Source organism: Amycolatopsis magusensis, assembly GCF_017875555.1.
Classification (GTDB): domain Bacteria; phylum Actinomycetota; class Actinomycetes; order Mycobacteriales; family Pseudonocardiaceae; genus Amycolatopsis; species Amycolatopsis magusensis.
In genome coordinates this window covers 2,946,970-2,968,140 of sequence record NZ_JAGGMS010000001.1, presented here as the reverse complement: position 1 = coordinate 2,968,140, position 21,171 = coordinate 2,946,970, and the positions used below count along the sequence as shown (strand labels likewise).

7 protein-coding genes are annotated in these 21,171 nt (G+C 70.6%); 3 read left to right on the top strand and 4 right to left on the bottom strand.

Features of this window, described 5'->3' with window-relative positions:
- Positions 1 to 64: 64 nt before the first annotated feature.
- Genes JOM49_RS13560 through JOM49_RS13540 form a run of 3 tightly spaced genes read right to left on the bottom strand, consistent with a single transcriptional unit; the run spans position 65 to position 16,256 of the window.
- Positions 65 to 259 (bottom strand): MbtH family protein, encoded by a 195-nt coding sequence (locus JOM49_RS13560; protein ID WP_209664643.1) that lies wholly within the window; start codon positions 257 to 259, stop codon positions 65 to 67.
- Positions 256 to 14,910 carry a non-ribosomal peptide synthetase gene (locus JOM49_RS13555; RefSeq protein WP_308158735.1) on the bottom strand — a complete coding sequence of 4,885 codons (14,655 nt, stop codon included), beginning with the start codon at positions 14,908 to 14,910 and terminating at the stop codon, positions 256 to 258. The genes JOM49_RS13560 and JOM49_RS13555 overlap by 4 nt, the downstream gene beginning before the upstream one ends.
- The gene (locus tag JOM49_RS13540; RefSeq protein ID WP_209664642.1) at positions 14,907 to 16,256 is read right to left on the bottom strand and encodes a lysine N(6)-hydroxylase/L-ornithine N(5)-oxygenase family protein; all 1,350 of its coding nucleotides are present in this window, start codon (positions 16,254 to 16,256) and stop codon (positions 14,907 to 14,909) included. Before JOM49_RS13540 ends, JOM49_RS13555 begins: the two co-directional genes overlap by 4 nt.
- Positions 16,257 to 16,454: 198 nt before the next feature.
- Between JOM49_RS13540 and JOM49_RS13535 the strand changes: the two genes are divergently transcribed.
- The 3 genes from JOM49_RS13535 to JOM49_RS13525 all read left to right on the top strand — a co-directional run bounded on the left by JOM49_RS13535 (position 16,455) and on the right by JOM49_RS13525 (position 19,611).
- Positions 16,455 to 17,399: a methionyl-tRNA formyltransferase gene (locus JOM49_RS13535; protein WP_209664641.1), complete on the top strand. Its 945-nt coding sequence runs from the start codon at positions 16,455 to 16,457 to the stop codon at positions 17,397 to 17,399.
- Positions 17,400 to 17,756: 357 nt separating this feature from the next.
- On the top strand, positions 17,757 to 18,962 hold the full coding sequence (locus JOM49_RS13530; protein ID WP_209664640.1) for a glycosyltransferase: 1,206 nt from the start codon (positions 17,757 to 17,759) through the stop codon (positions 18,960 to 18,962).
- A 226-nt stretch (positions 18,963 to 19,188) separates the two neighbouring features.
- Positions 19,189 to 19,611 (top strand): cold-shock protein, encoded by a 423-nt coding sequence (locus tag JOM49_RS13525; protein WP_308158734.1) that lies wholly within the window; start codon positions 19,189 to 19,191, stop codon positions 19,609 to 19,611.
- Here JOM49_RS13525 and JOM49_RS13520 read toward each other — a convergent pair.
- Entirely contained in the window at positions 19,608 to 21,161 is a 1,554-nt protein-coding gene (locus JOM49_RS13520; protein ID WP_209664639.1) for an alkaline phosphatase D family protein, read from the bottom strand. The two genes, JOM49_RS13525 and JOM49_RS13520, sit on opposite strands and share 4 nt — an antisense overlap.
- Between the last annotated feature and the right edge of the window lie 10 nt (positions 21,162 to 21,171).

The following is a 21,171-nucleotide window of genomic DNA, read 5'->3' as shown; positions in this document are numbered from 1 at the left end:
AAGAACCAGGTAGCGAAAGAGCGGGGCACCTCGTGGTGCCCCGCTCTTTTGTGTCGGCGAAGCGTCAGCGCAGGGAGGCTGGGCGCAGGTCGGTCCAGTTGGTTTCGACGTAGTCCAGGCATTCCTGGCGGGCGGCGGGGCCGAAGGCGACCGTCCAGCCGGCCGGCACCTCGGCGAACTCCGGCCACAGGCTGTGCTGTTGCTCCTCGTTGACCAGCACCGAGAACGTGCCGTCGGGGTTGTCGAAGGGGTTGCTCATCCTCTGTTCTCCTTAACGGGGGTTTCCGGGGCGGCCACGACCTCGGCCAGCACTTCCAGCAGTGCACCGGCGAGCCGCGTCGCGGTGCCGGCGTCGAACAGGTCGGTGGCGTAGCTCAGGTAGCAGGGCACCGCGCCGGGGGCTTCGAAGAAGCTGAGGGTCAGCTCGGCGTGCGTGGTGCCGAGGCGGACCGACTCGTAGCGGGCGTCCTGCCCGCTCAACTCCAGCGCGGCGACGGACTCATGGTGCACGAGGACGACCTGCGGACCGCGCCAGCCCGGCACCTCGGCCAGCACGTCGGCGAAGGCGGCGTCCTGGTGTTCGAAGGCGCTCAGGTCGGTCTCGCGGACCCGGGCGAGCAGCTCGACGAACGTCGGTTCGCCGTTTGTGTCGGTGCGGAGTACTACGGTGTTGAAGAAGCAACCGACGAGATCGGTCAGCCGGTCGTCCTCACGACCGGCGACCAGGGCACCGATGGGGAGATCGGTGCCCGCACCGAGCCTGGTGAGCAGGGTGGCCAGGGCAGCTTGAAGCACCATGAACAGGCTTGTGCCGGTCTGCTGGGCGAGTGCGTCGAGGTCATCGTGGAGGTCAGGCTCGATGGTGAACTCGACGAAGTCGCCCCGGCGGGTCGGGTCCGCGGGACGCGGGCGGTCCACTGGCAGCGCCAGGTCGGTGGGCAGGCCGCGCAGCACCTGGCACCAGTAGCCGAGGTGCCGGCCGTCGTGCTCGCGGGCCCAGCGGCCGTAGTCCGCGTAGCCGACGGGCAGGGGCGCGAACTCCGGTGCGCGTCCGGCGAGGCGGGCGGCGTAGGCGGTGTCGAGGTCGCGCAGGAGCGGCACGACCGACCATTCGTCGACGCCGACGTAGTACGCGGTGAAGAGGAGAGCTTGCTCGCCGGAGTCGAGTGGGACGAGGCGGAAGCGCGCGGGCGGGTCGGTGGTGAGGTCGCCACCTTCGAGCACGAGGGCTTCGAGGTCGCCGTGCGCGGTTTCGAGGATGCGGCCCGGGTCGCGGAGTCGCTGCCAGACTTCGTCGCCGGCCTCCTCGAAGACGGTGGACAGGGGTTCGTGCCGGGTGAAGACGTCGTGCAGGGCCGCGTCGAGGGCGGCTTCGTCGAAGGCGGGTGAGCGCATGGCCATGGCGATGTCGTAGCCGGGTCGCGGGCCGGCGGCGCGGTACTCGGCCCAGCGGTGCCGTTGGGCCGGGGCCAGTGGCACGCGCTCGGGACGCGGTTCCGCACGAAGGCCGGCGCGGGTGGGCGTGGGCGCGGTCGCTGCCGTGAGGAGGTCGGCGAGGCCGGCCACGGTGGGGGCGTCGAAGACGTCGCGGATGCGGAGCTGGGCGCCGAGGTCGGCGCGGATGCGGGCGATCAGGCGCATGGACGCCATCGAGTGGCCGCCCAGCGTGAAGAAGTTGTCGTGCAGGCCGACGCGTGGCAGGCCGAGCACCTCGGCGACCAGGGTGGCGACCGCCTCCTGGGCCGGGGTGGCGGGCTGGTCGTCGCCGGTCAGCGCGGCGAAGTCGGGGGCGGGCAGGGCGCGGCGGTCCAGTTTGCCGTTCGGGGTGAGCGGGAGCGGACCGTCGAGTTCGATGAGCAGCGCCGGGATCATGTACTCGGGCAGCAGCTCGGCCAGGTGGGTTCGCAGGTCGCGTTGGTCGACCCGGCCGGGGGTGGTCGGTACCAGGTAGCCGACCAGCCGGGCGACGTCGCCGGTCTGGTCGACGGTCACCGCGGCCTGGGCGATCGACGGGTGCCGGGTCAGTGCGGCGGCGACCTCGCCGGGTTCGATGCGGAAGCCGCGGATCTTGACCTGGTCGTCGACGCGGCCGAGGAAGTCGAGGTTGCCGTCCGCTCGCCAGCGCGCGCGGTCGCCGGTGCGGTACATCCGCGAGCCCGGCGCGCCGAACGGGCAGGCGACGAACCGTTCCGCCGACAGGCCCGGGCGGCCGAGGTAGCCGCGGGCGAGACCGCGGCCGGCGATGTACAGCTCGCCGACCACGCCCGGCGGGACCGGGCGCAGCGCCGGGTCGAGCACGTACGCGGTGGTGTTCGGGTCGGGCACGCCGATCGGCACGGCACCGCGGTGGCCGTGCTCGGCCCGCCACAGCGTCGAGTTGACCGTGGCCTCGGTGAGGCCGTAGGCGACGAGCAGGTTGAGCCGGTGGGCCCAGCGCTCGATCACGTCCGGCGGCACGACCTCGGTGCCGACCAGGATGGTCGAGCCGTCGGGCAGGTCGCAGTCCGGCGGCAGGGCCGAGACCAGCGAGGGGGGCAGGATCATGTGCGTGATCCGGCGTTCCCGCAGGAAGTCGGTGAGCTCGGGACCCGCGACGCGCACCTCGTCGGGCGCAATGACCAGTCGCCCTCCCACGCACAGCGCCATGGTCAGCTCGAACGCGGCGACGTCGAAGCCGACCGACGCGAACTGCAGCACGCGGCTGTCCGCCGACGCGTGCATCCGCTCGACGGCGGTCGCCGCCAGGCTCGCGATGCCCTCGTGCGGTACGACCACGCCCTTGGGCCTGCCGGTGGACCCCGAGGTGTAGATGACGTAGCAGGCGGAGTCCAGCCTCGCCGGACCGGCGCCGAGGGGAGGCGCGTCCGGTAGGTCGACCGCGTCGAGGTCCAGGCGGGTGACGCCGGCGACCGAGGGCAGGTCGTCGGCTCGGGTGGCGACCACGAGTCGCGCGCCCGAGTCGGTGAGCAGGTACGCGATGCGGTCGCCCGGGTGCGCGAGGTCCAGCGGCAGGTACGCGGCGCCGAGCTTGAGGACGGCCAGCACGGTGGCCACCATTTCGATCGACTTCGGCACCGCGATGCCGACCACGCTCTCCGGTCCGGTGCCGTGTGCGGCGAGCAGCGCGGCGACGCGGTCCGCCTGCTCGTCGAGCTGGCGGTAGGTCACCGAACGCGCGCGATCCACGACGGCCACCGCGTCGGGCGCGAGCTGCACTCGCCGGACGAACAGCTCGGTCAGCGTCTCGGGCGGCACGGCACGGGCGGTGTCGTTGAACGAGTGCAGGACCTGGTCGCGCTCGGCGTCGGTCAGCACTTCGAGGGTGCCGACCGGACGGCGTGGCTCGTGACCGACCTGGTCGAGCACCCGCACCAGGCGGTCCGCCAGCGACTCGGCGGTGCGCGCGTCGAACAGCTCCGCCGAGTAGTTCAGCTGCACGCTCAGCTCGCCGGCTTCTGGCCGGTCGATCACCACGAAGCCGAGGTCGAACTGCGAGACGCCGAGGTCGGTGTCGAGCCATTCCGTGGGCAGGCCCAGCACGTCGGGCTCACCGCCGGGGCGGTGGTGGTAGGCCACCATCACCTGGAACAGCGGGTTTCGCCCGGTCACGCGCTCCGGGTTCACCACCTCGACCACGCGCTCGAACGGCAGGTCCTGGTGCTCGAAGGCGGCGAACGACGCCTCCCGCACCCGGGCCAGCACCTCGCCGAAAGCCGGGTCGCCGCTGAGGTCGGCCCGCAGGACCAGCGTGTTCACGAAGAAGCCGACCAGGTCCTCGAGTGCGGCGTCGGCACGACCGGCGACCGGGGCACCGAGCGGGATGTCGGCGCCCGCGCCCAGCCGGTGCAGCAAGGTGGCGACCGCGGCGTGCGCCACCATGAACATGCTCGCGCCGGACTCGGCGGCCAGCTCCCGCAGCGGACGGGCGATCCGATCCGGCACCTCGACCCGGACCCGGCCACCGCGGCCCGTGGGCCGGGCGGGTCGCGGGCGGTCGACCGGCAGCAGGAGTTCGTCGGGCAACTCGCGAAGGGTCTCTGCCCAGAACCGTTCCTGCCGCTCACCGGAAGGTCCACTCAGGAGCGCGCGCTGCCAGAGGGTGTAGTCGGCGTACTGCACCGGCAGCGGCGACCAGTCCGGGGCCGCGCCGTCGAGCCGCGCGCGGTAGGCGGTCGCGAGGTCGGCGAGGAACGGCCGGTCCGACCACTCGTCGGTGGCGATGTGGTGCAGCAGGATCGCGAGCACGTGGTCATCAGGGCCGAGGCGCAGCACGTCGACCCGGATCGGCACCTGCCTGCCCAGGTCGAAGGGGCGGCGGACGAGTTCGTCGAGGTCCGGCACTTCGGGCACGTCCCGCACCACGAACTCCGGCTCGGGAGCGTCCAGCACCAGCTGGTGCGGCTCGCCGTCCCGTTCGGGGAACACCGTGCGCAGGACCTCGTGCCGCCGCAGGACGTCACCGAGCGCGGCCCGGAGCGCGGCCACGTCGAGCGCGCCGGTCAGCCGGACCACCAGCGGGAAGTGGTACCCCGCACCGCCGCCCATCCGGTCCAGCAGCCAGAGCCGCTGTTGCGCCGACGAGAGCGGGACCAGCGAAGGACGTTCGACCGGCGAGATCGCCGGACGGTCCGAAGTGGAGCCGGTGCGCAGTGCCAGGTCGGCGGGCGTCGGCGCCTCGAACAGGTCGCGGATCGCCAGCTCCGCGCCGAGGTCGGTGCGGGCCCGGCTGATCAGCCGGGTGGCGAGCAGCGAATGCCCGCCGAGGTCGAAGAAGTTGTGCTCGACACCGACCTCCGGCAGGCCGAGGACCTCCGCGAAGAGCGTGCACAGCACCTCCTCGGCCGGGGTCCGCGGCGCCCGCGACTCGGTGAGCCGCACGGCCGGGTCCGCCTCCGGGAGGGCTTTGACGTCGAGCTTGCCGTTGTCCGTCAGCGGCAGTTCGTCCAGGACGACCAGCGCCGACGGCACCATGTAGTCCGGCAGGCTCTGCTTGAGGTCGGCACGCAACTTGGCGACGAGCGCCCCGGTGCCGCGCGCGGCGGACGGGTCGTTGGCGTGCTCGGCGGCGCCGCCGGGCCGGTACAGCCCGGCCGTGGGCCCACCCTCCAAGGTGAACACCGCCTCGAAACCGCCGTCCGACCAGGTGGTGTGCACGTGGTAGCCGAGCGAGGCCCCCAACTCGTGCACGTCCTCCTGCTCGACCGCATCAGGGGAAAGGCGTGCGTCCGGGATCGAGCCGACACGCATCGGGCCGGTGTGCTCCCGCAGCCGCGCCTCAAGTTGCTCGACACCCGGCCACGGCTCGCGGGGAACGTCCGACAGGTCGACTGTCGAGACCGGCTCGCGCCTCAGCACCACGTCGTACCGGTACCGGCTCAGCTCGTTGTGGTGCCGGGCGCGTTTGGTCCGGATCTCGGCTCGCACGCCCGGGACCTCGGCCGCGAGTGCGGCGAAGTAGTCCGGGTCGAGCAGCAGTTCCTTCTCCATGGCGACGCTGCGTTCGACCGCCGCCGCGTCCTCGCCACCGCGGATCGCGGTGTGGAAGTGCGTGATCAGGCGCAGGTTCCGCACGTCACCGACGAACAACGCGCCACCGGGCGCGAGCAGGTCGAGCGCGCCCGTGAGCACACGGGTGAGGTATTCGGCGCTCGGGAAGTACTGGATCACCGAGTTGATCACGATGGTGTCGAAGCGCCCGGCGGGCAGGCCGTCCAGCTCGTGCGCCGGACGGCAGCGCAGGTTCACCTTGGCCGCGAGGTCAGGTTCAGCGGCCAGTTCGGCGCGCAGCTTCTCGATCACCGGTGCCGCGAAGTCGGTACCCCAGTACTCCTCGGCCAGCGGCGCGAGCTTGCCCAGCAGCAGGCCGGTGCCGACCCCGATCTCCAACACGCGCCGCGGTCGCAGCTCGGTGATCCGGTCCACTGTGGCCTGCCGCCACTCCCGCATGTGCTCGAGCGGGATCGGCAGGCCGTCGTAGCTGGAGTCCCAGCCGGCGAAGTCCTCTTCGAACACCGCGACCGGGATCTCGGTGTACTCGTCGGAGTAGACCTGCTGCCACTCGCCGATCTGCGCCGCCTCGGCTTCGGCACGCGCCTCGCCGGTCGGCCGCGCCGGGACGACGTATCCGACCAGTCGTTTGAGCCCCGGCGCCGACGGGTCGGGACGCGCGATCACAGCCGCGCGCGCCACCTCGTCGAACCCGCCGAGCACGGACTCGATCTCCCCGAGCTCGACGCGGTAACCCCGCACCTTCACCTGGTCGTCGGTGCGGCCCAGGAAGTCGATGATGCCGTCCGGCCGCCGGCGGACCAGGTCGCCGGTGCGGTACATGCGCCCGCCCCCGACGTCCCCGAACGGGTCGGCGACGAACCGGCCCGCGGTCAGCGCGGGCCGTCGCAGGTAACCGCGGGCCAACCCGGCGCCGCTGATGTAGAGCTCCCCCGCCACACCGTCGGGCACCGGTCGCAGCCAGGCGTCGAGGATGTACGCGTCGGTGTTCCAGATCGGCCTGCCGACCGTCGGCGTGCGGCTGTCGGTGGTACCGCCGCCGAGGGTGTTGATCGTGTATTCGGTGGGGCCGTAGAGGTTGTAACCGTAGGTGTCCTCGGTTTCGAGCAGTCGCGACCACACCTGGTCGGACACGGCTTCACCGCCGAGCAGCACCAGCACCGGCCGGTGCCGACCCTCACCGCGCTCCAGCAATCCCTGCTCGAACAGCAGGTGCGCGTAGGTGGGCGTGACGTTGACGACGTCGATGCGATGGGTGTCGCAATAGGACACGAGCGCTTCGGCGTCCCGGCGCAGTTCCTCGTCGCAGATGTGCACTTCGTGACCTTCGACGAGCCACAGCAGCTCTTCCCACGACATGTCGAAGCCGAAGGAGACGGTGTGCGCGATCCGCAGCCGCCGCCCGCCCGCGCCGGCCACCGCTGGGCCGAAGATGGCTTCCTGGTGGTTCAGCTGCATGTTGGTCAGCCCGCGGTACGGCGTGACCACGCCCTTCGGCCTGCCGGTCGAGCCGGAGGTGTAGATGACGTACGCCGGGTGCTCCATGCGGTCGGCCCGGTCCCGTTCGAACCCTGGCCGCTCCACATCGGACAGGGAGTGTCCCACGTGGACATCCAGATCCAGTTCGTCCAGCAGCAGCCAGTCACGGGCCTGGCCGGTGGACAGCTGCGCGGCCCGGACACCGGAGGTGGTGACCACGCACCACGGCTCGGCGTCGTCCAGCATCAACGCGAGCCGGTCGGCCGGGTAGTCCAGCTCCAGCGGCAGGTAGGCGGCGCCGGTGCGCAGCACCGCGAACAACGCCACCACCATGTCGATCGACCGCGGCAACCCGAGCGCCACCACGCGCTCCGGCCCGGCCCCGTGCGCGAGCAGCAGCCGCGCCATCCGGTTGATCCTGGTGTCGAGTTCGGCGTACGACAGCACCTCGTCGCCGAACACCAGGGCTGTCGCGTCGGGGGTGCGTGCGGCCTGCGACTCCAGGAAGTCCGCCACGGTGTCTCGCGGCAATTCGTGCTGACGGCCGGACCAGGTCGCTTCGAGTTCCCGCCGTTGCTCCGGCGTGGGCGCACCGAGCGTGCCCACGCGCGCGGACAGGTCGCCGATCATCTCCCGGACCAGCCCGGTGTACCGCTCCAGCAACGCAGCCGCGGTTCCCGCTTCGAGTACATCGTCCCGATAGGACAGTGTCACACCCATCCGCTCGCCGGGCGTGAGCACCAGCGTCAGCGGGTAGTGGGTGGCGTCGAAGTTGGCCAGCGCGGTGACGCCGTGCCGGTCACGCAGTTCGGCGAACCGGTCCTCGCCATCGGCGTTGCGCAGGACGAAGAGCGTGTCGAAGAGCTGCCTGTGCCCGGATTCCGACTGCACCACGCCGAGGCTCATGAACTCGTACGGGTTGAGCGCCATCCGCTCGTCCTGCAGCCGCCGCAGCAGGTCGGCCACCCGCTCGCGTGGATCCAGCGTCACGCGCACCGGCACGGTGTTCAGGAAGAGACCGACGATGGACTCGATGTCCGGCACGCCGGTGGGCCGTCCCGCGACGGCCGCGCCGAACACCACGTCGTACCGCCCCAGCACCCCGGAGAGCACCAGCGCCCAGGCGGCGTTCAGCACGCTGTTCATCGTCACGCCGTGCAGGCGCGCCTGCTCACGCAGCCGATCGGTCTCCTCCGCGGTGAACACCGCGTCCAGGTTCGTCGGGGTGACCGGATCGCCCGGCCGCTCCGCCGGGCCGATCAGCGTCGGCTCTTCGAGACCCGCCAGCGCTCGGCGCCAGGCCGCGGTGGCGACCTCGATGTCCTGGTTTTCCAGCCACACCAGGTAGTCGCGATAGGACCCCGCGGCAGGCAGGGCGGCATCGGCGGAGTAGAGCGCCAGCAGTTGCTCGATGAACAACCACGCGGACCAGCCGTCCCACAGCAGGAGGTGGCGGTGCAGCACCACGCGATCACGGCCGTTGCCCAGCCGGACCAGCAGCACGCGGAACAACGGCGGCGCGCTGAGGTCGAAGCGCAGAGCTCGGTCTTCGGCCATCAACGCGGCCAGCCGCTCGGCTTCCTCGGCCTCGGTCAGCCCGGTCAGGTCCACTTCGGACACCGGCGGCTCGGCTTCGGCGAGGACGAACTGGACCGGCCGCGGAAGTCCTTGGCTGGTGAACCCGGCGCGAACGCTCGGATGCCGGGCCAGCAGCGTCGTGCACGCGGCACGCAGGCGGTCGAGGTCGAGTCGGCGGTCGAAGTCGATCGCCTCCTGGACGGTGTAGACGTCGATCCCGGAGTCGTCGTAGGCCGAGTGGAAGAACAGCCCTTCCTGCAGGGGCGACAACGGCCAGACCTCGGTGACCGGACCCGGGCTGGTGCGCCGGATCTGCGCCTGCTCCGCGTCGCTCAGCTCGATCAGCTCGACGCCGTAGTCCACAGTGGACCCGTCGGCCACCGTCGCGTGCTCGGCCAGGGCGGCCGGGGTGCGCCGGGCGAAGACGTCGCTCGGGCTGAGCACCAGTCCGGCCGCGCGTGCCCGGCTGGACACGCTGATCGACGAGATGCTGTCGCCGCCGAGCAGGAAGAAGTCGTCGTCGGCGCTGACCGTGGCCAACCCGAGGACCTCGGCGAATATCTCGACGAGCAGGCGTTCCCGCGCGGTCTCCGGTGCCCGTTTGCCCACGCTGCGAGGCTGCTCAGGAGCGGGCAGCGCCGCGGTGTCCAGCTTGCCGCTGGGTGTCAACGGCAGCTCGTCGAGCTGCACGAACGCGCTCGGGATCATCGGCGCGGGCAGGACTTCCGCGAGTTCGTCCGGCTCGCACGAGCCGACCACGTACGCGACCAGCCTGCCGTCCTTGGCGACCACCGCCGCCCTGGTGACGCCCGGCTGTGCCGCGAGCGCCGCCTCGACCTCGCCCAGTTCGATCCGGTTGCCCCGGATCTTCACCTGGCGGTCGGTGCGGCCCAGGTAGTCGAGCACGCCATCCGCTCGCCGGGACACCAGGTCGCCGGTGCGGTACATTCGCGAACCCGGCGTCCCGAATGGATCGGCGACGAACCGATCCGCCGTCAACTCCGGACGCGCGTGGTATCCCCGCGCCAGCTGGACCCCGGCCAGATACAGCTCCCCCGGCACGCCATCGGGCACCGGGCGCAAAGCCGGGTCGAGCACGTAGAGCCGGGTGTTCCACACTGGACGGCCAATGGGGACGGTCGTGTCCAGCGCGCCGTCGAAGCGCTGGTAGGTCACGTCCACGGCGGCTTCGGTCGGCCCGTAGAGGTTGTGCAGGGGGATGCCGGTCAGCGCGTCCCAGCGGAACGCGGCGGCGCCGGGCAGCGCTTCCCCGCTGGTGAAGACGCGGCGCAGGCTCGCCGCCCAGCTCGGATCGGCGGTCACTTCGTCGGCGGCGAGGAAGGCGGCCAGCATCGACGGCACGAAGTGCATCGTGGTGACCCCGCGCTCGCGGACCAGGTCCGCGAGGTAGGCCGGGTCGCGGTGGCCGTCCGGGCGGGCGAACACCACGGCGGCGCCCTCGCACAGCGGCCAGAAGAACTCCCACACCGACACGTCGAAGCTCGACGGGGTCTTCTGAAGCACACGGTCTTCGCTGGTCAGGCCGTATTCGTCCTGCATCCACGCGAGCCGGTTGACGATCGCGCGATGGGTGACCACCACGCCCTTCGGCCGTCCCGTGGAGCCGGAGGTGTAGATCAGGTAGGCCGGGTTGTCCGGCCCGGCGGGCACACCGTCGACCGCTGATTCTGCTGAGCCGTCGACCGGGACCGACTCGATGTCGCCCAGCGGGTCGCCCACGATCAGGCGGGCGCCGGAATCGGCGAGCATGAACGAGATCCGGTCGGCTGGGTAGTCCGGGTCGACCGGCAGGTACGCGGCACCGGACTTGAGCACGCCCAGCAACGCGATCATCAGCTCGGCCGAGCGCGGCACGGCCACCGCGACGATCTCCTCGGGACCGGCGCCACGGGCGCGCAGGCGGTTCGCCAGCGACTCCGCGCGAAGGTCCAGTTCCGCATAGGACAGTGCGGTGTCACCGGCGATCACCGCGGTCGCGCCGGGTGTGCGCGCAACCTGTTGCGCAAACGCTTGCACCAGCGTTTTCTCCGGCACGTCCTGCGTAGTCGCGTGACGGCTTTCGATCCGCTCGCGCTCGGCCGCGGACAGCAAGGAAACCCGCGCGACGGGCTGATCCGGGTCCGCGGCAATGGCTTCCAGCAACCGGACGAACCGCGCGGCGAGCGCCTCGGCCTGCGCCGGAGCGAGACGGGCGGCGTCGTACTTCAGGCTGAATTCGAGCCGCTGCCCCGGTGTGACGATGAGTGCGACCGGGTAGTGCACGGCATCGACGATTTCGACACCGGTGACACGCAGCGTGCCGCCGACCTCGCCGGCCTGCGGGTAGTTCTCGACCACCACGAGCGTGTCGAACAGCTCCCCCTGCGCGCCGGTCATGCGCTGCAGTTCGGCCAAGCCGAGGTGCTGGTGATCGAGGAGCGCAGCCTGTTCCCGCTGCAGCCGGGACAACGTCTCGGCGAGCGTGTCGCCCGGCGTGAACCGGAAGCGCAGCGGCACGGTGTTGATGAACAGGCCCACCGCCGATTCGATGCCCTCGACCTCGGCACCACGACCGGAGACCGTGTTGCCGAACACCAGGTCGTCGCGGCCGGTGAGGTGCCCGAGCAGCAGGCCCCAGGCGCCGTGCAGCACGGTGCCCACGGTCAGGCCGCGCTCGCGGGTGCGACTCACCAACCGGCTCGTCGTCCGCTCGCTCAGGTGCAAGTGGACTTTCTCAGGCTGCCTGCGCGCACCCTCCCGCGCGGACTGGACCAACAGCGTCGGCTCGTCCACTCCGGACAGTGCGCTACGCCAGGCGGCGCGAGCCGCGTCGTGGTCACGGGCGGCCAGCGACGCCAGGTAGGCGCGGCGGGAGCTGGTCGGCGGCAGTTCGGCGGCGGGTCCGTAGCGCGCGAGCAGTTCCCGCACCAGCACGACCACGGACCAGCCGTCCGCGACGATGTGGTGGAACGTGATGGCCAGCCGTTCACCACGGACGAGCGTGGCTCGGACCAGCGGCGGGCGTTCGAGGTGGAACGGCGTCGTCCGGTCCTCGGCCAACTCGGCCTCGGAAGCCACCTCGCGCCACGGGAGTTCGGCATGCGCGGTGACGACCTGCACGACCTGGCCGTCTTCGCGCTGCCGGAAGCCGGAACGCAGCGAACCGTGGCGATCGAGCAGGCCCTGGACGGCTTGACGCAGGGCGGCGGCGTCCATCGGACCTTCGAGGTCGAAGATCTCCTGAATGGTGTAGACGTCTCCGGCGTCCGGATCGAACCGTGCGTGGAAGAAGAAGCCTTCCTGCAACGGGGTCACCGGCAGGACTTCCTCGACGTCGCCGAAGCCTGCCAGTTCGTCCTGGCTCAACTCGATCGTCGCGATCTCCGGTTCCGGAACGGCTTCCCCGGTTTTCGCGACCGCGACACCCGCGAGCTTCTCCACCGTGCGGTGGCTGAACACCTGCCGAGGGGTGAGTTCCAAGCCGAGCCGGGCGGCCCCGAGCACCAGCCGGATCGAGGTGATGCTGTCGCCGCCGAGCATGAAGAAGTCGTCCTCGATGCCCACGGTTTCCAGGCCGAGCACGTCGGCGTACAGCTCGCACAGCAGGTGCTCGCGCGGGGTCCGCGGCGCGCGGCCGGTGCTCAGTGCGCCGAAGTCCGGCATCGGGAGCGCGGCGCGGTCGAGCTTGCCGTTGGTCATGATCGGCAGGCTTTCCAGCGGCACGAAGGCGGACGGCACCAGGTACGCGGGCAGGCGGTCTTCGGTGTAGGCGCGCAACGCCTTCATCAGCAGACCCGCGTCGCGGAAGGCCGCGGGAGTGTTGGCGTAGGCGGCCGGGTCACGGAATTCGCTGGTAGCGGGCCGATACACCGTGCCTGCGGAGACGCCGGGCGCGGTCAAGACGGCGTCGAACTCGCCGTTCAGTGCGTCGCCGGACCAGGTCAGCGCGGTCTCGTAGCCGAGTTCGGCGGCCAGTTGGGCGACCGCCTCGGGATCGGCACTGGCAGGTGGCTCGTCGCCGCCGTCGACGGCTCGCAAGGCAGCCAGGTCCGGCGCGAGCCGCGCATTGGGAATGCCGGTCAGACGCAGGATTTCCGGCTTCTCCGTGGTCAGGCGCTCGCGTAGAGCATCGAATCCCGGCCAATTCAAGTCCTGTGTGGACAGTACATTGTCTACCGGATCCAGATGCAGTACCACGTCGTAGCGGTGACGGCTCAGCTCGTTGTCGTAGTCCGCCCGCTTCAGGCGTACGTCGGCGCTGCCACCGAGTTCGGCTGCCAGTGCGGGGAAGAAGTCGGGATCGAGGAGCAACTCGCCTTCCCAGGCGACCGCGGCGTCGACCGCGACCGCGGAGGCGTTCTCCCCGTGGCGCTCCACCTCGACAGCCGCACACAAGGCACGCAGAGTGCGCAGGTTCCGGATGTCACCAAGGAAAAGCGAACCACCCGGCGCCAGCAGACCGGCGGCCTGACGCACCACGTCGGCGAAGTAACCGACGCTCGGAAAGTACTGCGCCACCGAGTTGATCACCACGGTGTCGAAGAACTCCGCGGGCAGGCCGGAGAAGTCGTGCGCGGGTTGCGCCCGCAGTTCCACCTTGTCGGCGAGGTCCGGACTGAGCCGTTGCCCGAGCACCTCGATGACCTCTTCGGACAGATCCAGGCCCCAGTACGCCTCACACGAGGGCGCGACCTCCGACAGGATCAACCCACTGCCGACGCCGATCTCCAGCACCCGTCGCGGCCGCAGTTCACGGATGCGGTCCACTGTGGCCGTTCGCCAGGAGCGCATGTCCTCCAGCGGCAGGGCTTCGCCGTCGTAGGTGCTGTTCCAGCCGCTGAACCCCTCGTCGTCGGCGACGGAGTACAGCAGCTCGTGCAGCCCCTTCCACTGGCTCACCTGCGCCAGTTCGGTTTCCGGGTTCTGCTTGGCCGTTTCCGGCACCACGTAAGCGACGAGCCGCCGGTCACCCGGCTTGACTTCACGAGGTACGACGGCCACCCGAGCCACGGATTCGTGCCTGGCGAGCACCGACTCGATTTCGCCGGGTTCGACGCGGTGGCCACGGATCTTGACCTGGTGGTCGGCGCGGCCCAGGAAGTCGATGTTGCCGTCCGGGCGCCAGCGGGCGCGGTCGCCCGTGCGGTACATGCGGTCGCCAGGGTCGCCGAAGGGGTCGGCCACGAAACGTTCGGCCGTCAGCCCCGAACGGCCCGCATACCCCCGCGCGAGACCGCGACCCCCGACGTAAAGCTCGCCCTCGGCACCGATCGGCACCGGGCGCAGGTCGTCGTCCAGGATGTAGCAGCGGGTGTTGGGGTCCGGTTTGCCGATCGGCACCGGGCCGGTCCACTCCGGTTCGGCGAGCCACAGCGTGGAGTTCACCGTGGCTTCGGTGAGGCCATACGCGGCGACCACGCGCAACCGCCGCGACCAGCGCGCGATCAGTTCCGGCGGCACGGTTTCGGTGCCGACGACGAGCACCGCGCCCTCGGGCAGCTCGCACTCCGGCGGCAGCGCGGCCACCAGCGACGGCGGCAGGATCATGTGCGTGGCCTGGTTTTCCAGGATGTAGCCGGTCAACTCCGGACCGGCGACGCGGCGGTGTGACGGCACCAGGATCGCCCGGCCGCCCACGCACAGCGACATCACCAGGTCCCACACGGCCACGTCGAAGCCGACCGACGCGAACTGCACCACGCGGCTCTCCGGCCCGATGCCGAGGCGATCGGTGGCCGTGGCGATCAGGCTGCCGATGCCGTCGTGGGACAGCACCACGCCCTTGGGCCGTCCGGTGGAACCGGAGGTGTAGATGACGTAGGCAGCGCGACCCAGCTCTTGTGGACTGTCCACATCAGCGTCGTCGAACGCCTTCAGAACGCGGTCGTCGAGCAGAATCGGCTCGACACCGGCAGGCAGCTCACCCGCGAGATCCTTTGTGGACAGCACTTGCCCGGCACCGGAGTCGGTGAGCATGTAGGCGAGGCGGTCTTCGGGGTGGTCGAGGTCGAGCGGGAGGTAGGCCGCACCCGCCTTCATCACCCCGAGCAGCGCGATCACCAGCAGCGGTGTGCGCGGCAACGCGACACCGACCACGTCCTCCGCGCGGACTCCGCGGTGGTGCAGCAACCGGGCCAGCCGGTTGGCCGCCGCGTTCAGCTCGCGGTAGGTGAGGCGTTCGTCCTCGCACACCAGCGCGATCGCGTCCGGGGTGCGGCGGGCCTGCGCCTCGAAGGCGACCGGCCAGGTCAGCTCGGGCACTTCGCGGTCGTCACGGCCGAACTCGGCGATGAGCCGGGCCTGTTCCGCGTCGAACCGGCCCGGCTCGGTGTACTGCCCGGTCACCGAGAGCCGGCCCCGGTGCCCGCGTACTCCGGCTCGGGCGCGGCGGCCCGGCGGGCCAGCAGCGAGTCGAGGATCTCCCCGACGCGGATGGCGGTGTTGGACAGCAGGGAGGAGGTGATGCCGTGCGAGTGCTCGGTGCCGCCCTGCAGGTAGATGCCGCCGCGGACCTCGTCGCCGGTGCGCAGCCGGTAGTCGCGCTCGATCAGGAGCCTGCCGTCTTCGTCGCGGTGGCAGTGCGCGGCCAGGTCACCGAGCAGCGGCGACGGGTCGGCGGGCTGGTACCCGGTGGAGTAGACCACCACGTCGGCGTCGAGCACGGACTGCTCGCCGGTGGTCAGCGTGACGATCGTGGCGCGCACGCCCTCCGGGGTCTCGATCACCTCGACCGGGCGGGACACGTTGAACATGCGCAGCCGCTCGACGCCGAGCACCTTTTCCCGGTACACCCGGCGGTACAGCTCGTCGATCAGGTCGAGGTCGACCGCGGAGTAGTTGGTGTTGGCGTGGTAGCCGACGAGCCGCTGCTTGAACGCCTCCGGCGAGTCGTAGAAGTGGTCGACCGCCTCGGGGTCGAAGATGCGGTTCGCGAAGGAGCTGTCGTCGGCCGGGCTGTAGCCGTAGCGCGCGAACACCGAGCACACCTCTGCGCGCGGGAAGCGTTCGTGCAGGAAGGCGGTCACCTCGGCAGCGCTCTGCCCGGCACCGACGACCACGAAGCGCGAGGGGTCGGCGGCCTCGAGCTTCTCGACCCGGTAGAGCAGTTCGTGGTTGTGCCAGATCCGCTCGCTCGGCACCACGCCTTCGGGCAGGTTGGGGCGCAGGCCGGTGCCGATGGCGAGGTTGCGGGCGCGGAACACGGACTCTTCGCCGGACCGCGAGCCCACGCGCACGTCGAAGTAGTCGACCGCGTCACCGTCGGTCACCGGTTCGATGGCGATCACGTCGTTGTCGTAGGCCACCAGGTCGTCGACCTTCGCCGCGCACCACTCGAAGTAGTCGTGGAACTCGAGGCGCAGCGGGAAGAGGTTCTTGTGGTTGATGAAATCGACCAGCCTGCCCTTGGCGTGCAGGTAGTTCAGGAAGCTGAACTCGGTGGTCGGGTTGCGCATCGTGGCCAGGTCCTTGAGGAAGGAGACCTGCATGGTCGCGTCCTCGATGAGCATGCCGCGGTGCCAGCCGAAGCGGGGCTGGCGCTCCAGGAACTGCGCCGTCACCGGCTCGCCGGGGCCCGCGTTGTGCTCGGTGAGGGCGATCGCGAGTGCGAGGTTCGAGGGGCCGAAGCCGACCCCAACGAGGTCGTAGACCGGGATCTGCGGTTCGGCGTGCGTAGTTCCGGTCTCTGGCATACCCGTCCCATTCCGGCGGCTGGTGGCCGCGACCTCGACGTAATACAGCGCTTACCTAGGGGACCCTAACCTAACTTAGGCGAGGCTCTACTAGTACGTTCGTGGGTGATGTACCTCTCCGCTCGACAAGCTTGCGAGTCTTAGGCGAGGCTTGCTTAACTGCCCCGGTTTGCGCCGCCGCCGACTTTGAGGAGCCTCATGCGTGTCGCGATGTTCGGGTACCAGACCTGGGGGCATCGCACCCTCGAAGCCCTGCTCAGCGGCGGGCACGAGGTGGTGCTGGTGGTTACGCACCCGAAGAGCGAGCACGCCTACGAGAAGATCTGGTCGGACTCGGTGGCCGACCTCGCCGAGGCGAACGGCATCCCGACCATGCTGCGCAACCGGCCGGACGACGAGGTCGTGCGCCGGCTGACCGAGGCCGCGCCGGACCTGATCGTGGCGAACAACTGGCGCACCTGGCTGCCGCCGGAGATCTACGACCTGCCGCGCCACGGCACGCTGAACGTCCACGACTCGCTCCTGCCCGCGTACGCCGGGTTCTCGCCGCTGATCTGGGCGCTGATCAACGGGGAACCGGAGGTCGGCGTGACCGCGCACATGATGGACGCGGACCTCGACGCCGGGGAGATCGTGCTGCAGCGGGCGATCCCGGTGGGGCCGAAGGACACCACGACCGACCTGTTCCACCGCACGGTGGACCTGATCGGGCCGATCGTCACCGACGCGCTGGAGCTGATCGCGAGCGGGACCGTGGAGCCGGTCAAGCAGGACCGGTCGAAGGCCAGCTTCTTCCACAAACGGTCCATCGAGGACAGCCGGATCGACTGGACCTGGCCTGCCGCGGACATCGAACGGTTGATCCGCGCGCAGTCGGACCCGTACCCGAACGCGTTCACCTACCACCGGGGTTCGAGGCTGCGGATCGTGAAAGCCTCGGTCTCGGCGGGGCGGTACGGGGGCACGCCGGGGCGCATCTTCATCCCGGAGGGCGACGGCGTGGTGATCGTCGCCGGCGCCGACGCGCGGACCGGGCGGAACCACGGGCTGCTGATCGAGCGGGTGCGCACGGAAGACGACCGGGAACTCGCCGCCATGGACTACTTCCGGACGATGGGCGGGTACCTGACCGGGACCCCTTGATCGCGAGTTGTACACAGGTCCGGGGTTATCCCCAGGCCCCCTGTCGACCAGCCTTTTCGGCGGTGGGGGCGGGGTAGGATGGTTGCAGGGGCCGCCCCCAGGGAGGGTGGGGGCCGTCTGCTGCGGGACTTTGCCGCTGAACAGTGGTTCGCGGGTGGCCCGGTTCACGGATTCGTGGGCCGGGCCGTTTTGCTGCTTGGGGTGTCCTGAATGGACTGAAGTCGCGGGGCGTGTCGTTCCCTGCCCCTTTCAACCTATAGCTGACACCGGGGCTTGCGGCAAGGCCGGGGTCGTCCCCCACAATGCTCGGCCTGAGGCCGGTACCAGGGGAAATGGAGAACCAGAGTGCGTGTCTTGATGACGACGTGGGGATCGCGCGGGGACGTCGAACCGTTGGTGGGGCTCGCGGTGGCGTTGCGCGAGCTCGGCGTGGAGGCGCGGGTTTCCGCGCCGCCGGATGAGGATTTCGTGCGGTTGCTGGGCCGGGCCGGGGTGCCGCACGTGCCGCTCGGGCCCACGGTGCGGTCGGTGGTCGCCAATCCGAAGCCGCCGACGGGGGAAGACGCGTTCCGGCTCGCGCCCGCGCTGGTCGCGGCGCGGTTCGAGACGCTGGGCGCGGCGGTCGGGGCAAGTGACGTGCTGCTGGCGACCGGGTTGATGCCGGCCGGTGCGCGCGATGTGGCCGAGCACCACGGCATTCCGTACGTGTACTCGTGCTTCCACACCTACGGGCTGCCGTCGCGGCACTTCGCGCCGGGGGTGCGGCCGGGCACGGCGGACGGTGCGGAACCGACCGGCAACCGGGCGCAGTGGGAGCAGGACGCCCAGCGGGTGAACGCGTTGTACGGCGAGGCGGTCGCCCGTCACCGTGAAGCGCTCGGCCTGCCGCCGGTGGACAACGTCCGCGACTACGTCTTCACCGAGCGGCCGTGGCTGGCGGCGGACCCGGTGCTGTGCCCGTCGGACGGCTTGACCGATTTCGACCTCGTGCAGACCGGCGCGTGGATCCTGCCCGACGACCGTCCGCTGCCCGAGGACCTCGAAGCTTTCCTCGGCGCCGGTGCGCCGCCGGTGTACGTGGGCTTCGGCAGCATGGCCGCGCACGCCCCGAAGGACGCCGCCCGCGTGGCCATCGAGTCGGCCCGCGCGCTCGGCAGGCGGCTCGTCCTCGCCAGCGGCTGGGCCGGACTGGCCGCGGTCGACGAGGCCGACGACTGCTTCGTCGTCGGTGAGGTCAACCAGCAGGCGCTGTTCCGCCGGGTGGCCGCGGTCGTGCACCACGGCGGCGCGGGCACCACGACGACGGCCTCGCGGGCGGGCGCCCCACAGGTGGTGGTGCCCCAGATCGCGGACCAGCCGTTGCTGGCCGCCCGGGTGGCCGAGCTGGGGATCGGTGTGGCGCACGACGGCCGCACCCCGACCACCGAGTCCCTGACCGACGCGTTCACCACGGTCCTGGACGCCGAAGTCCAGGCGCGGGCCGAGGCCGTGAGCGAGACGATCCGCACCGACGGCGCGATGGTGGCCGCGAAGCGGCTCGTCGACGTGATCAAAGGCGAGTGAGCCAGCGGCCCCGTCCGCGGGCGGGGCCGCGATCCTCAGTGCACGGTGAAAACTTCCGAATAAATAAGAACTCGGCACGCCGAAGCAGAATGTTTCGGATTGCATGTTGCATGATTCTTCGGCCCATTACCCGACCGGGTCTCGGGGATGCCGCGGCACGCGGGCGGCGGTATGCTCCCCGGCGTTCTCGGGACGGGAACAGGGCATACCGGTGCATGGGGTTGAGGTGGTCTGGGTGACTTCAGGGAAGATCCTGCGGTTCGACGAAGTGCGGGGATACGGCTTCATCGCGCCGGACGAGGGCGGCGAAGACGTATTCATGCACGCCAATGATCTGCGCGACGAAAAACATCTGTTCCAGCCGGGAATGACGGTGACCTTCGACGTGGAGGACGGGGGCCGCGGGCTCAAGGCCTCCAACGTCCACCTCGCCGATCGCGACGCCGCCACGGCCGCGGCCCACCAGCCCGCCCGCACCACGCGCGTGGTCGAGGACGGGCTGGCGGATCTGCTTTCGCAGAACGAGTTCCGCCAGGAACTCACCGAAGCCATGCTGGAATCCGCGCCCACCCTCACGGGCTCCCAGATCGTGCTGCTGCGCCGGAAGATCGTGCAGCTCGCCCAGTCACACAACTGGGTGGAACATTAGACCCGCTGCAGTCCCCGGCTCCCGGCCTGCACCACGTAACTGCGGTCCGCGGTGATCTGCACCTTGGCAGCTTCCAGTTCGAGCGCGCTGGACACCCGCATGAAGTCGGCACGGGTCTGCGCGGGCGTGGTGGTCACCCGCACGTAACCCCGCTCGCCGAGGCAGTACTTGATGTGCGGGTTGTGCGAGAGCCACGTCGAACTCGGCGGCGCGGAGCCGACGCTGTTGCTGGTCACCGAGGTGGTCACCAGCTCGGAGCCGACGATCGGGTCGCTGTGGTCGTAGTAGTCCTGCCGCAGGTCCGCCGCCCAGTGCCGGTGCACGTCGCCGGTCAGCACGATCGGGTTGGGCACCCCGCGATCCACCCAGCCCTGGGTGATCCGGTCGCGCGAACCCTCGTAGCCGTTCCACGAGTCGGGTGATTCGCAGGTGTCCTTCTTGCCGTCGCCGTCACGCTGCGCGAAGAACACCTGCTGCCCCAGGAAGTCCCACGTCGCCGGGTGCGTCTCGAAGGCCTTGAGCAGCCACTGCTCCTGCGCGGTCCCGGTGAGCGTGCGCTTCGGGTCGCGCATCGTGGTGCAGCCCTGCGCGCTGGTCGCCTGCACACTGCGGTGCTGCCGCGTGTCCATCAGGTGGAAGCGCGCCAGCTTGCCCCACCCGAACTGGCGGTACAGCTGGATCGACGACCCGCTCGGTTTCGCGGTCGACCGGATCGGCATGTTCTCGTAGAACGCCTGGAACGCGGCGGCCTTGCGGGCCGCGGTGGCGGGCGCGGTGCTGGAGTTCCAGTTGTTCATCACCTCGTGGTCGTCGAAGACCACCATCCACGGCGCTGCCGCGTGCGCGGCCTGCAGGTACTGGTCGGTCTTGTGCTGGGCGTGCCGCGCCCGGTAGTGCCCGAGCGAGGTGGTCTCGGCGGCCAGCGCCATCGCGCGCACCCGCGGCACGTCGGCGTTCGTCGACGGCTTCTCGTACATGTAGTCGCCGAGGAACAGCACCAGGTCCGGGTTGTCGGCGGCGATGCCGCGGTGCGCGTGGTACCAGCCTTCCTCCCAGTGCTGGCACGACGCCAGGCAGTACTTCAGCTGGTTGACCGCGGCACCGGCGGCGGGCGCGGTCCGGGTCCGGCCGACCGGTGAGAGGAAGCCCCCGGTCTTGAAGCGGTAGAAGTAGCCGCGTGCCGGGTCGAGCCCCTTCGGTTCGACGTGCACGCTGTGCCCGGCCGCCCGGCTGGTGGCCACCGTGCCCTTCTGCACCACCGAGCCGAACGCCTGGTCGGTGGCGATTTCCCAGTCCACGTTGTACGCCGCGTCCGGCATCCCGCCGAAACCGTCCTGGCTCAGCGGGGCCGGCGCGAGTCTCGTCCAGAGCACCACGCTGTCGGGGAGCGGATCGCCCGAGGCCACGCCGAGCTGGAACGGGTCGTGGATGGCCGGGGCGGCGATCCGCGTCCGGGTGTTCGCCCACGAGGGCACCGACGCGGCGGTGACCAGCCCGCCCGCCGCGGCCAGTCCGCCGAGCAGCACGAGCCGCCGATTCACCTGGGTCATGACAAGGTCC